Genomic DNA, 13468 nt, shown 5'->3' with positions numbered 1-13468 from the left:
GCCATATTAGCCGACGATACCGAGCCGGAGGCGTTAGCCGACAATACCCAAAATGTCGGATTCCTTCATGATCAGCAGGTCTTCGCCGCCGATCTTGACTTCGGTTCCCGACCACTTGCCGAACAGAACCTTGTCGCCAGCCTTGACTTCCAGAGCGATCAGCTTGCCAGCTTCGTCACGGGCGCCTGCGCCAACAGCGACGATTTCGCCTTCCTGCGGCTTTTCCTTGGCGGTGTCAGGGATGATGATGCCGCCAGCGGTCTTGGCTTCCGATTCAACGCGACGAACGACGACGCGGTCATGAAGCGGGCGGAACTTGATATCAGCCATGGTATAACCCTTGGTGTTATAGACGTTGAACCCTGTTAACGGATCGAGCCGATCCGCGCTTGTTAGCACTCATCATGTGAGAGTGCTAACGTGGCTCTGAGATAGAAGCCGGACCTTATCTTGTCAAGATTGCCTGAGAAATTTGACAGACGAATGATGGTTAATTTGCACCATCCTTAACGCGGAGCGGCCACGGGTTGACTATGTCCGATCCGGCATATGGTGATGTCGTTGGCAATATCAATCCACAATGCGCAAATTGGAGAGTTCGTCGCCGATCTGCCTGAATGTTTCGCTTAGTTCACCGCCGGTTGAGTTCCAGAAAAGCTTGGCTGGTCTGCCGCTCTCCGTGCGAACGCGCGAGTTTGAAGAGCAGGATCTCAACAGATCTATTTGTGCTTTCTCGGTGCTGTTCGTCTCGCTGAGATCCAATGCGACTGTCATAACGATGATATTGGCTGACTTGGCGTTGTCGCAGAGCTTTGCAAAACGCGCATTCATAGCCTTCGTATATGTACTGTTATTTTGCGAAACCGAAACGCCGCTTTCCTGAAATAAACGGGCCTGGCTGTAGTGTTTGGTTATGCGAGCAGTGTAGCCGTGCGCTGAATAGTAGGAAAAGTTTGCAGCTCTGTCGGGACCCGAGCCAGCCAGTCCGTCATATTTATAATAGGTGTTGGCGCCGTCGGTCAGCACGATCACAACTTTATCATTGCCGCGTTCGGTCGAAGGCCGGGCTTCTGTAAACGGTGCTCCTCGGACGATCGTTCGCCAGCCCCAGGCCATAGCCTCGGGAACATTCGTACCGCCGCTTGGTACCATCGCCTTGATTGCGGTTTGAATTGTTTTCATCCCCTGTTCGGTAGTGACGTCCGTCAATGGGGTGAGAGGTGATGATGTGCAGCTATAGTTGGGGCCACCATCATTCGATCTGCCACCTCGGTAAATCTTGTCGAGGGAATCGCGCAGATAGTATTTCTTGAGATCGCTTTGCCGGGGCGAGTAAGCCAAGGATGTGTCGTCTTGCCACCAGCTGTTCAAAACGGTGGAAGTGACGTTTCCCCTGCTATCGGTATTGTAGTACTCGGCCGGGCCGAACATGGGGACAAATAATGTGTCTGGGTTGTTGTCAGAAGGAGGCGTTACATCCAGCGCATAGGTGCCCGGACGAGACTCGACACAACCCTGCCAAGGGAGCCAAGTCTCTTTCGATCGCAGGGAAAGGTCGGCATAAAGTTCTGCACGCGAATAAGGTTTGTTATTGCGTTCTCCCCAGCCAGTTCCGGATTTGTAGTATCGCCCGCTGCCTACCGGCTTTTCTTCTATCTTGCGTGTACTGTCGATGGTGACAGGCAGCGTAAAGTTTTCGAGATTGACGGGAGACCTGCCTTCCGGATCCATCCAGGCTGCGTTCAAATATTGCGGGCCGACATTTACTGAACCAGCAAAGGGAACGAGTGAAAATTGCACAGGGTTTTCAACGTGGGTTATGAGCGTGGATTGCGCGGCCATTGTCTCCACGAGCTGTGAGGCGGCTTCTTTCAGAAGGTCGATGCGCTTTTTTGTCGACCCGCTTCTGGTTTCATCCATGGAGCGGGAATTGTCGAGAACGAGAGCGACTTCAATCGTGTTCTTAAGCCTGACCGAAGAGCTGAGCGTATATTGGTTTTGATCCCAATCATCTCCTGTAAGGCGAGAAGCAATGACACCAAACAGGGACTTATAAGTGAATCCAGCGGTCGCCTGTATCTGTTGATCAGTTGTTTTATCTTTGGGAAAAGCGACGTCGAAATTGACCGCATCTGCGCTCAGTGCGGTAAGGTTGGCGGTAAAAACTTGCGCACCGTAGACCTGCACGACAGTTTGACTTTCGCCAGTGGAAAATCTCCTACCCACAGCAAGTGCCGCAGCATCGAGCGAAGCCTGCACATTGTTGCGCACGCGCATGAGATTGGCGGAGTCGACTGCAACCATGCCGGCAAGCAACAGGGGCACCAGCACCAAAGCCATTATCATCGCAAAATTACCGCGCTCGTCTTTGGCAAAGCGCAGGCTCATGGGTTGAGTCAAATGGCGAAAACTACGCAGCGCAAGACTGCTGGTTTGAGTGATCCAGTTTTTCAATGTAGCCCCCGCCGACGGTTGTGTCTGCGACACATGAAATGAAAGGTTGTATCCGCTCCTACCAGCATCTTTCTAACAGTCAGTCACGAAGCACGGTAAATGATCGGTGAAATCACCTATGGGATAATTGGACGCGCTTTGCCGGTCGGATATCCAGGCCAAAGACCGTGACAGATGTGATTGGCTGCGTTAGATGGAGCGCTGGCTGCCTTCTCGGCAGTCTTAAAGACACCCTATAGCGGTTCTCGCCTTACCGATGGATTATCAAGAGGAAACCATGAAGCAGCTCGAACGCCTCGACGATCTGACCGACCAGTACGATGTGCTCTTCTGTGATGTATGGGGCGTGGTGCATAACGGTGAAGCCGCGTATCCGGCTGCAATCGAGGCGCTAAAGCGCGCGCGCGCCAAGGGTGTTACGGTCATTCTGGTGACGAATTCTCCAAGGCCTCATCCTGATGTCGAAAAGCAGATGTTGGGTCTTGGCGTTCCCGCCGATGCCTATGATCGTGTGGTCACGTCCGGCGATGTAACCCGTGATCTGATCGCCGAAGGTCCGCGCAAGGTGTTTCACATCGGCTGTGAGCGCGAGTTGACCATCTATGACGGTCTCGATGTTGAATTGGTCGAAGAATTCGAAGCTTCGGGGGTCGTCTGCACCGGACTTTATGATGATGAAAGTGAAACACCGGACGATTATAAGGAATTGCTGGTCCGACTACGCTCGCGCAATCTTCCGTTCATCTGTGCCAATCCGGACATTATGGTTGAGCGCGGTACGCGGCTGATCTGGTGCGCTGGTGCCCTTGCGCGCGAATATGGCCAGCTCGGCGGACGCACTCTTATAGCTGGAAAGCCGCATCGCCCGATTTACGAGGCAGCACTGAGGTTCGCTGAAGAGATCCGCGGTGAGACAGTCGAGAAAAGCCGGATTCTCGGTATCGGAGACGGTGTCTTGACCGATGTGAAGGGAGCTGCCGATTTCGGACTGGATGTGCTCTACATCTCCGGCGGAGTTCATGCTGCGGATTATACGACCGATGGCACGGTTGACATTGCCCGAATGGAAGCGTTTCTCCAGAAGCATGGCAATCGTCCGGTTGCTGCGCTTAATGCGCTTGTTTGAGCACGAGCAATCTCGTTACGACCAACGAAGTTCGGATCACAATGACCCCATCCAGCTTTCAGCGCCTTTCTGGAACGGATTCTTTACCGGAACGCCTGCAGAATTGTGTCGTGGCAATCGGTAATTTCGATGGTGTCCATCGCGGCCATCAGGCTGTTCTGGAGCGCGCGCTGGAGATTGCTGAAAAAAGCGATCTGCCAGCAGTAGTCCTGACTTTTGAGCCGCACCCGCGTAGCTTCTTCAAGCCAGATGCGCCGATCGATCGTTTGACCGCAGCAGCAAAGAAGGCTGAGATTCTGCGTCTGATGGGTTTTGATGCGGTCGTCGAGCAACCATTTACCGGTGAGTTCTCGTCTCGCTCTGCGGAGGACTTCGTTGAACACATTCTGGTTGAAAGATTGCAAGCAAGCTGTGTGGTCACCGGTTATGATTTTCATTTCGGCAAGGGCCGGCGCGGAACACCGGAATTTCTTCAGAAAGCTGGAGAAAAAGCCGGTTTCACGGTTACACTTGTCGACGCCTTTTCAGACGAAGGCGATAACCTCGTCTCATCGACCCGCATAAGAAATCTGCTTTGCGAAGGGGACGTCGTTCAAGCAGCGGGACTTCTTGGTTATCGCTATATGGCTTGCGGTAAAGTTATTCACGGCAAGAAGCTCGGACGTACGCTTGGATTTCCGACCGCGAACATGCAAATCGACGCGCAAGCGGGCTTAAAGCACGGAATCTATGCTGTCAGGTTCAGGCGTGAGAACGGCGATCTTTATGACGGGGTTGCGAGTTTTGGTCGTCGGCCAACCGTCGACAGTGACGGTACGCCTCTGCTTGAAACATTTCTTTTTGATTTTTCGGGCGACCTTTATGGTGAGATCGCTTGTGTATCCTTCTTTGGCTTTCTGCGCGGGGAAATCAAGTTTGATGGCCTTGATCCGCTTATCGATCAGATGAAGCGCGATGACGCAGAGGCACGAGCCCTGCTTGCAAGTGCAAAGCCACTGTCAGAACTGGATCGCTTGCTTTCTTTTGAGTGAGGCGAAGTCCTGGTTTCGTTTTCCACTTAAGATTTAAATCAAATTTTACTTATTCTCGACAAAAAGTGATAAATGCCTCAAAATTTGTTGGGGGCGCTTTTTGTTGGAGTTTAATGTGGCACGTATTGTTCCTCTGGCGCTCGTTGCAGGTGCCGCATTCCTAACGAGTAGTTCGCTCGCTTTCTCCGCCGATGTACAGCAAACCGATATTTATGCGGCGGAAACCGTTCAGCCCGCTCGCAAGCATTTCTGGTCCGGCGATTGGTATCTCAAGGTCGGCGCGGCAGGCCTCGTCGCTCCAAAGTTCGAAGGCTCGAACAAATATCGCTTTTCTGCCCAGCCGCTGATCTCACTCGGCCGACAGGGGCAGGCGACGCGCTTCTCATCGCGAAATGACAACGTATCCTTCGCGTTGATCGACAATGACCGTTTCCGCGTGGGGCTCGCCGGTAAGCTGTTGTTCGAAAGGGATGACGATATTCATGGCCTGAAAGACACGAAGTTTGGTGGTGAAGCAGGTGCTTTTGTCGACGTCTACCCGACCGACTGGTTGCGTGTGCGTGGCGAAGTGCGTCACGGTATCCGTGCGCATAATGGCGTCGTAGCCGATATTGCTGCCGATGCATTCTATGATGTTACGCCGACTGTTCGTGTGTCGGGTGGTCCGCGTGCGACTTTCGCATCAAAGGATTACTTCAAAACCTATTTCGGCGTCGATGCCGAGGAAGCGGTTGCGTCGGGACTTTCCGAATATAGTCCGGGCGGTGGCTTCAAGTCAGCTGGTGTTGGTGGTGCAATTACCTGGAAGACAACCGACAAGATCGATACGAGCCTGTTTGGTGAGTACAGTCGTCTGCAAGGTTCGGCAAAGGATTCAAGCATCGTGAAGGAACGCGGCTCCCCGGACCAGTTCATGGTCGGCGTTTCTGCGACTTATCGTTTCGATTTCTCGCTGGACTGACCTCAACGGTATCAATGTGAACACTTTCAGGGGCAGGGATGCAGTTTTATTGCGTCTTTGCCCCTCTGGCCTCTTTATTCCTGCGAAGCTCATTGCTAAAAGCGTGCCCATGATGACGGATTTTCGGCTTATCATGACAGCCATACGAATTATTGGCCCGGTCTCCCGCTTTGCCTGAATGGCTGCTTTGCCAGGCAATATCTGGCGCGGAGGTCCGGGAGCGACCGGCTGTGCTCTACAGCCCCCTGTTTTCTTTGATCCACTTGCCCGCCATCTCCGGCCGGGGCTTCACAGGCGAATACCCTCATGACTGAGACGACCAAAATCGATTATTCCAAAACCCTTTATCTGCCGCAGACCGAGTTTCCGATGCGTGCTGGCTTGCCGCAGCGCGAGCCCCTTTTCGTCGAGCGCTGGGAGGGAATGAATCTCTACAAAAAGCTGCGCGAGCAGGCGAAAGACCGCCCGCTTTATGTGCTGCACGATGGCCCACCCTATGCCAACGGCAATATCCATATCGGCCATGCGCTGAACAAGATCCTCAAGGACGTCATCACCCGCTCGTTCCAGATGCGCGGTTATAACTCGAACTATGTTCCGGGCTGGGATTGCCACGGCCTGCCGATCGAATGGAAGATCGAGGAAAAATATCGCGCCGAGGGTAAGAACAAGGACGAAGTGCCGATCAACGAATTCCGCAGGGAATGCCGCGAATTCGCGACCAACTGGATCAAGGTTCAGACGGAAGAGTTCAAGCGCCTTGCCATCCTCGGCGATTTCGAAAACCCCTATACGACGATGAACTTCCACGCTGAATCGCGTATCGCTGGCGAGCTTCTCAAATTCGCGGCTTCCGGTCAGCTTTATCGCGGCTCCAAGCCGGTGATGTGGTCGGTCGTCGAACGCACGGCGCTTGCCGAAGCGGAAGTCGAGTATCACGATGTCGAGTCGGATATGATCTGGGTCAAGTTCCCGGTCGCCGGCCAGAATGATCTCTCCGGCAGCGATGTTGTGATCTGGACGACCACGCCGTGGACCATTCCCGGCAACCGTGCCGTGTCCTATTCGTCGCGCATCGAATACGGGCTTTATGAAGTCACGGAAGCCGAGAACGACTTTGGCCCTCGCCCGGGCGAAAAGCTCATCTTCGCCGACAAGCTGGCTGAGGAAAGCTTCGCCAAGGCAAAGCTTCAGTTCAAGCGCCTGCGCGGTATTTCGGCAGACGAGCTTGGCAAGATCGTCCTCGACCATCCGTTGAAGGGCTTTGGCGGTGGTTATGAATTCATCGTGCCGATGCTTGATGGCGACCATGTTACCGATGATGCAGGTACGGGTTTTGTGCATACTGCTCCAAGTCACGGCCGCGAAGACTTTGAGGCATGGATGAACAATGCCCGCGAACTGGAAGCACGCGGTATAGATCCAAGTATTCCGTTCCCGGTCGGGGATGATGGCTTTTACACCAAGGACGCGCCGGGCTTCGGTCCTGACCGTGAAGGTGGTCCCGCGCGGGTTATCGACGATAACGGCAAGAAGGGCGACGCCAACAAGTCCGTTGTGGATCAGCTGATCGCACGCGACAAGCTTTTCGCGCGTGGTCGCCTGAAGCATTCTTATCCGCATTCGTGGCGTTCCAAGAAGCAGGTCATCTTCCGCAACACGCCGCAGTGGTTCGTCTATATGGACAAAAACCTTGGTGACGGTACGACCTTGCGTTCGCGCGCGCTGAAGGCCATCGACGATACGCGGTTCGTACCGGCTGCCGGTCAGACGCGCCTGCGTTCGATGATCGAAGGCCGCCCGGACTGGGTGCTTTCGCGCCAGCGCGCCTGGGGTGTACCGATCTGCGTTTTCGTGGATGAAGAAGGCAACATTCTGCAGGATGATGCAGTCAACAAGCGTATCCTCGATGCTTTTGAGGCAGAGGGGGCGGACGCCTGGTTTGCCGAAGGTGCCCGCGAGCGCTTCCTCGGAAGCCGTGCCAATGAAGGCTGGACGCAGGTGCGCGACATCCTTGACGTTTGGTTCGATTCCGGTTCGACGCACACCTTCACGCTGGAAGACCGTCCGGATATGAAGTGGCCAGCTGATGTTTATCTGGAGGGCTCTGACCAGCATCGCGGTTGGTTCCATTCGTCGCTGCTGGAAAGCTGCGGTACGCGTGGCCGGGCACCATATAATGCCGTCGTGACCCATGGTTTCACTATGGATGAGCACGGCAAGAAGATGTCGAAGTCGCTCGGTAATACGGTCACGCCGCAGGATGTCATCAAGGAATCCGGTGCGGATATCCTGCGTCTTTGGGTCATGACGACCGATTATTGGGAAGATCAGCGCCTCGGCAAGAGCATCATCCAGACTAACATCGACGCTTATCGCAAGTTGCGCAACACGATCCGCTGGATGCTGGGCACGCTCGCTCACGATAAAGGCGAAAATCTTCCCTATGCGAATTTGCCGGAACTTGAGCGCCTGATGCTGCACCGGTTGACTGAATTGGATGAAGTTGTTCGCTCTGGATATGATGCTTTCGACTTCAAGCGCATCGCTCGCACGCTTATCGACTTCATGAATGTCGAGCTCTCGGCCTTCTATTTCGATATCCGCAAGGACGCGCTTTACTGCGATGCGCCGTCGAGCGTTCGCCGTAAGGCAGCGTTGCAGACTGTGCGTGAAATCTTTGATCACTTGACGACCTGGCTGGCGCCAATGCTGCCTTTCACCATGGAAGAAGCTTGGCTCGACCGCTATCCGCAATCGGTTTCGGTTCATGCCGAGCAGTTCCGGCCGACACCTGCCGAATGGCGGGATGATGTGCTGGCGGAAAAGTGGCGCAAGGTTCGTGCGGTGCGTCGTGTCGTTACTGGCGCTCTGGAACTGGAGCGTGCGGATAAGCGCATTGGATCGTCGCTCGAAGCTGCTCCGCTCGTCTACATTTCCGACAAGAGCTTGACCGATTCGCTCGAAGGTCTTGATTTTGCGGAAATCTGCATCACCAGCGGTATTTCGTTGAGCGATGCGGCTGTACCGGAAGACGCTTTCACGCTTTCTGATGTGAAAGGCGTTGCTGTTGTGCCCGTACGCGCCGAAGGTGAAAAGTGCGCCCGTTCGTGGCGTTATACGACGGATGTTGGTTCCGATCCCGAGTTTCCCGATGTCTCGGCGCGCGACGCTGCTGCTCTCCGGGAACTCAAGGCACTCGGCAAGCTTGAAGCTTGATGGAGTTCTGAAAGTTTTACCCTCGGCGTTTCATATGTTGGGGGTATTTTCAGAAGGAAACGGGTTGCAATCCTTTCTTCGGACATGGTGAAATACCGATTAACATCGGATTGCCGCATGGGTTGCACTCATGTACAAGGCATTCCTCGGATAATTTCAAGATCTGCCTTGGAGTTGCCGGTTTCTTCAGTCAAGGCTTGCTTGAGCAAATTTTGGTGAAGATAAAATCGGCAAGCGTAAAAGAAGTGGCGCTAATGAAGATTGAAGGACGAGTTCTGGTGCTTATGACAGCGATAGCGGGCGTTTCGCTATCCGGCTGCGTTTCTTCGCCAACCTATGGAACCGACAAGACCGCAGGAGCACAGCTCTTTGACGATGTGTCGAATATGGCGAGCTTCGGACAGGGTAAGAACAAGAAAGAACGGATTGACTACAAGCCTCGCCCCGACCTGGTTCGTCCGGCTCCGGGGGATAAAGGTCAGTTGCCCGCTCCGCAACAAAGCGTTGTTAGCGCCAACGATCCGAATTGGCCAGAATCGCCGGAACAGCGTCGCAAGCGTTTGCGTGACGAGATCACGGCAAACCGCGATGATCCGAATTTCGTGTCGCCGGTCGTTCAGGATGGTCCGGTAGCGTCCAACATTCAGGCAGCATTGCCGCGTGGTAACAGCCGCCGCGAAGATTATGAGTCCCGTACGCCGACATTCGACCCGGCAAAGGTTGCGGCCTACAAGGCTGCACGCCAGCAGCAGGTTCAGGGTTCCTCCACGACACGCCGTTATTTGAGCGAACCGCCGCTTACTTATCGCGAGCCTGCGTCTACTGCAGCTGTAGGCGAATTGGGTACGGACGAGGCGCAAAAGGAACGTGAGCGCAAGAAGGCATCCGGCAAATCCAAGGGCTGGCGCGACTATCTGCCTTGGAACTAATCGTTTGCTGAATTTATTTTCTTGATAATAAGCCGCAGTAAATAGAATTTACTGCGGCTTATTATTTCAGTAGTTTTAGTGAATGTTTAATCTGTTTTCTCGCAGGAAAGATTATTAAATATTTTTAATGTTGGCAGTTCTGACGTATATTTGATTTCAATCAAAGATTTCTTTCATGCAGATCGTATCATGCCAACTTGGGAAGTAAGGTATGATTTGATGAACGATACGAACACTATCTGGGATACGCCGTCGGGATATGGTCTAATCAGTCGATCTCTTCATTGGCTGATGGCTCTCCTGTTTCTTTGGCAGTTTGCGTCAGCAGTTCTACGCGTCGTGGCTAAAGATACGACGATCTACAATATCTTCTGGTCGGCTCATTACCAGCTTGGTTTCGCGCTTCTGGTGCTTGTACTATTACGCGGGGTCTGGGGATTGTTGAACTCAGGTCGTCGTCCGCATAAGTCAGGCCATGTCGGCAAACTGGCTAAACTCGGGCATCTCGTTATCTATGGCCTGATGTTCGCAGTGCCTGCATTGGCTCTGCTGCGCACATATGGCGGCGGGCGAGGCTTCTCATTTCTTGGCATCCGGATTTTCGAGCAGACCGATGTGAAAAATGCCGCGCTGACCGCTCCGGGCAGCGCATTGCATGGTTTGCTGGGTTGGGGCCTGCTTGTGATAATTGCGGGACACGTTCTGATGGCTCTTATTCATCATTTCATGCTGCGAGATAATACGCTGCGCTACATGGCTGGACACAAGGCTCTGAGCAGAAGCTAGCGCTTGTCGCGGAAGAAATCCCGCAGGATTTTCTGTGAATCCCCCTCGGAGAAACCCGCATAAATCTCCGGTACATGGTGGCAGGTGGGCTGCGTATAAAACCGTGGCCCATGTTCAACGCCGCCACCTTTCGGGTCGGAGGCGCCGTAATAGAGGCGACGTATACGGGCGAAAGAAATGGCGGTTGCACACATCGCGCATGGTTCCAGCGTCACATAAAGATCGCAGTCGACCAGACGTTCGGATTGTAGGGCTTTTCCAGCCTCACGAATTGCAAGCACTTCGGCATGGGCTGTTACGTCATTGAACTCACGTGTACGATTGCCTGCTCGTGCAATGATCGTGCCCTGATGCACAATGACTGCGCCAATCGGAACCTCTCCACGTGAACCTGCAGCGCGCGCTTCTGCAAGTGCTATCTCCATGGGGGTAGCCATCTTTGGGTCCGGGATTTTGGCACTCTTATTCATGGCTGTTCCATTTCGTGCATTCTTTCGGAAATTTCGCTCGCAAGCCATGAAGCGATTTGTTACTGCATAATTCCCGAAATCGAAACCGATTTGCGAACGGATTTATACAGCGTTCCTGTTTCCGGCTGTCCCTTGCCTGTCATTAAAGGTGTAAGGTGACACGGCAGCGCTGCTGAAAGGCCAATACCAGATGACTAAAGATGATGACAACAAGGATGGCAAGCGTCCGCATGGCCGTGGAGGGCGCTCCGATCGTCCCGCTCGGCCAGATCGTGACACTCGTCCGCGCCGCGATGACGGCGGACGTGACAAGCCACGTAAATTCGGACCGCGCGACGCCGAGGGGCAAGAGGACACGGGCGAACGTATCGCCAAGCGTCTGGCACGAGCAGGCATAGCTTCACGCCGTGAAGCGGAAACGATGATCGCTGCTGGCCGTATTGCCGTGAATGGCAAGGTGCTTGAGAGCCCTGCGGTCAATGTCAAGCGCACGGATATTATTACGGTCGACGGCAAGCCATTGAAGCAGACCGAGCGTACCCGTCTCTGGCTTTATCACAAGCCTGCGGGTCTTGTGACGACCAATCGCGATCCTGAAGGTCGCCCAACGGTTTTCGAGGCACTGCCTGCCGAGATGCCACGCGTACTTTCAGTTGGTCGTCTCGACATCAATACCGAAGGTCTGTTGCTGCTCACCAATGATGGTGGTCTGTCGCGCGTTCTGGAGCTGCCTTCCACCGGCTGGCTGCGCCGCTATCGCGTTCGCGCCCACGGCAAGGTCACACAGGTACAGCTTGATGAGCTGAAGAACGGCATTGCCGTCGATGGCGTCTTCTACGGCAGTATTGAAGCAACGCTTGAGCGTGAGCAGGGTGCCAATGTCTGGATCTCTATCGGATTGCGCGAAGGCAAGAACCGTGAAGTAAAGAATATTCTGGGCGCTCTTGGTCTGACTGTTGGACGTCTTATCCGCGTTTCATTCGGTCCTTTCCAGCTCGGTGATCTTGAAGAAGGTGCAGTCCGCGAAATCAAGGGACGTATCCTGCGAGATCAGCTTGGTGACAAGTTGATTGAGGATTCAGGCGCGGATTTCGATGCGCCTGTTCTGAACGAGTTTTCCAATGCCGCTGTTCAGGGACGGACTCGTCGCGACGTGGAAGATGAGGGCGAGGAAGGCGAACGCCGGCGTGGCCCGCGCGAACGTGAATGGATTTCCAGCAGTCCTCAGCGTCGTCGCGGTCGCGACGACAAGGGAGCCGAAAAGGTTGAACCGCGTCGTCGCGGAAACGCCAATGTCTGGATGGCTCCAGGTGCGCGTCCAAAGGGCGAAAATGCGGCTGCCAAGCCCGCCCGTGTCGAACGTCAAGTTCCGCATCGTTCAGCGAAATTCAGTGGCGATCTGCAGATGCGCCCGCGTCGGGCTGGTGATGAGGAGCAGGGACGCGACGAAGGTGGTGAACGCCGCTATAACAAGCGACCGGAAGGCCGCTTTGATAAGGACGCTCGTCCACAGCGTCCGCGTCCGGAAGGAAACCGCTCGGAAGAGGGACGTCCAGAGCGCCGTGAGCAGCGTGAGGATGGACGCAAGGAGCGTCGTCCCGGCAAACGCGAGCGTGCAGAATTGCGCGACGCGGAAGGCCGGACTGTAGAGCACGGTAAGGGCGGCTTCGAGGGCCGCAAGACGGGAAAGCCGGGCGGACCGCGTGGTGAAGGCCGTTTTGGTGCATCCGATCGCGATACGCGCTCAGGCCCGCGCAGCAGCGGACCGGGTAATAAATCTCGTCGTTTTGATGATGGTTCGAAGGATGGACCGCGTCGTGGACCAGGAAACAAGCCGGGTGGTAAACCAGGTGGAAAGCCGGGTGGCAGCAAGTCAGGCGGTGGCAGAACTGGAGGCGGTGGTGCGGATCGTCGGCGGTAGGTTCCGCGGGCGTGCGCTCGTAACACCTTCGACCAACGCCATTCGTCCCACCACCGATCGCACACGCGAGAGCCTGTTCAACATCCTCGCGCATAATTTCCCCAACAAGGTAGAGGGCGCACGCGTCCTCGACCTATTTGCAGGGACAGGCGCGCTTGGTCTTGAGGCCCTATCGCGCGGTGCGCGCTACGCGACCTTCGTGGAAGAATCTGCGGAGGGGCGGGGATTGTTGCGTCAGAATATCGAGGCTTTCAGTCTGCAGGGGCACACCAAGATTTTGCGGCGCGACGCCTGTCAGTTGGGTATCGTCGGTACGATGGAGCCGTTCGACCTGGTTTTTGCCGATCCGCCTTATGGGCGGCGTATGGGGGAAAAGGCATTTTTGTCTGCACTTCAAGGTGGTTGGCTTAATCCTGACGCACTTTTGGTGCTTGAAGAAGATGCTGAGGCGGCGCTCGAGCTTGATGAGCGATTCGTCGTGTTGGAAGAGCGCAACTACGGGGGCACGATTATTCGGCTGATCCAGTTGAAAGCCGCCGGTTGAATTAGCGGACGCTTCTGTTCGCATAAA

At 54.7% G+C, this 13468-nt stretch carries 11 protein-coding genes; 8 read left to right on the top strand and 3 right to left on the bottom strand.

Annotated features, from left to right (window positions below; translation table 11 throughout):
- Nucleotides 1-33: 33 nt before the first annotated feature.
- Together groES and KWJ32_RS09615 are read right to left on the bottom strand one after the other, a co-directional pair.
- Nucleotides 34-330 (bottom strand): co-chaperone GroES, encoded by a 297-nt coding sequence (gene groES, locus KWJ32_RS09620; protein WP_006472506.1) that lies wholly within the window; start codon nucleotides 328-330, stop codon nucleotides 34-36.
- 240 nt (nucleotides 331-570) lie between these two features.
- Nucleotides 571-2454 (bottom strand): pilus assembly protein, encoded by a 1884-nt coding sequence (locus tag KWJ32_RS09615; protein WP_231771517.1) that lies wholly within the window; start codon nucleotides 2452-2454, stop codon nucleotides 571-573.
- A 277-nt stretch (nucleotides 2455-2731) separates the two neighbouring features.
- Between KWJ32_RS09615 and KWJ32_RS09610 the strand changes: the two genes are divergently transcribed.
- The 6 genes from KWJ32_RS09610 to KWJ32_RS09585 all read left to right on the top strand — a co-directional run bounded on the left by KWJ32_RS09610 (nucleotide 2732) and on the right by KWJ32_RS09585 (nucleotide 10506).
- Nucleotides 2732-3580: a TIGR01459 family HAD-type hydrolase gene (locus KWJ32_RS09610; RefSeq protein ID WP_010660993.1), complete on the top strand. Its 849-nt coding sequence runs from the start codon at nucleotides 2732-2734 to the stop codon at nucleotides 3578-3580.
- Between the two features lie 41 nt (nucleotides 3581-3621).
- Nucleotides 3622-4611 carry a bifunctional riboflavin kinase/FAD synthetase gene (locus KWJ32_RS09605; RefSeq protein ID WP_011982747.1) on the top strand — a complete coding sequence of 330 codons (990 nt, stop codon included), beginning with the start codon at nucleotides 3622-3624 and terminating at the stop codon, nucleotides 4609-4611.
- A gap of 115 nt (nucleotides 4612-4726) precedes the next feature.
- On the top strand, nucleotides 4727-5572 hold the full coding sequence (locus KWJ32_RS09600) for a MipA/OmpV family protein (RefSeq protein WP_231771516.1): 846 nt from the start codon (nucleotides 4727-4729) through the stop codon (nucleotides 5570-5572).
- A gap of 306 nt (nucleotides 5573-5878) precedes the next feature.
- Entirely contained in the window at nucleotides 5879-8791 is a 2913-nt protein-coding gene (ileS, locus tag KWJ32_RS09595; protein ID WP_011982749.1) for an isoleucine--tRNA ligase, read from the top strand.
- Between the two features lie 254 nt (nucleotides 8792-9045).
- A complete protein-coding gene (locus KWJ32_RS09590) occupies nucleotides 9046-9720 on the top strand; it encodes a hypothetical protein (protein WP_011982750.1) in 675 nt (224 codons plus the stop codon).
- A 219-nt stretch (nucleotides 9721-9939) separates the two neighbouring features.
- Entirely contained in the window at nucleotides 9940-10506 is a 567-nt protein-coding gene (locus KWJ32_RS09585) for a cytochrome b (protein WP_011982751.1), read from the top strand.
- On the opposite strand, the gene KWJ32_RS09580 is transcribed toward KWJ32_RS09585, so the two are convergent.
- Nucleotides 10503-10976, bottom strand: coding sequence for a nucleoside deaminase (locus KWJ32_RS09580; RefSeq protein ID WP_040128440.1), 474 nt, complete (start codon nucleotides 10974-10976; stop codon nucleotides 10503-10505). The two genes, KWJ32_RS09585 and KWJ32_RS09580, sit on opposite strands and share 4 nt — an antisense overlap.
- A gap of 190 nt (nucleotides 10977-11166) precedes the next feature.
- Here KWJ32_RS09580 and KWJ32_RS09575 point away from each other — a divergent pair, with 190 nt between their 5' ends.
- Together KWJ32_RS09575 and rsmD are read left to right on the top strand one after the other, a co-directional pair.
- The gene (locus KWJ32_RS09575; RefSeq protein ID WP_011982753.1) at nucleotides 11167-12897 is read left to right on the top strand and encodes a pseudouridine synthase; all 1731 of its coding nucleotides are present in this window, start codon (nucleotides 11167-11169) and stop codon (nucleotides 12895-12897) included.
- Nucleotides 12878-13441 carry a 16S rRNA (guanine(966)-N(2))-methyltransferase RsmD gene (gene rsmD / locus KWJ32_RS09570; RefSeq protein ID WP_011982754.1) on the top strand — a complete coding sequence of 188 codons (564 nt, stop codon included), beginning with the start codon at nucleotides 12878-12880 and terminating at the stop codon, nucleotides 13439-13441. Before KWJ32_RS09575 ends, rsmD begins: the two co-directional genes overlap by 20 nt.
- The last annotated feature ends 27 nt before the right edge of the window (nucleotides 13442-13468 follow it).

Origin of the sequence: Ochrobactrum sp. BTU2 (assembly GCF_024539785.1) — a bacterium.
GTDB classification, from domain to species: Bacteria; Pseudomonadota; Alphaproteobacteria; order Rhizobiales; family Rhizobiaceae; genus Brucella; species Brucella anthropi.
Note: the sequence above shows the minus strand (reverse complement) of the source record. Positions and strands in the feature narration are given on the sequence as shown.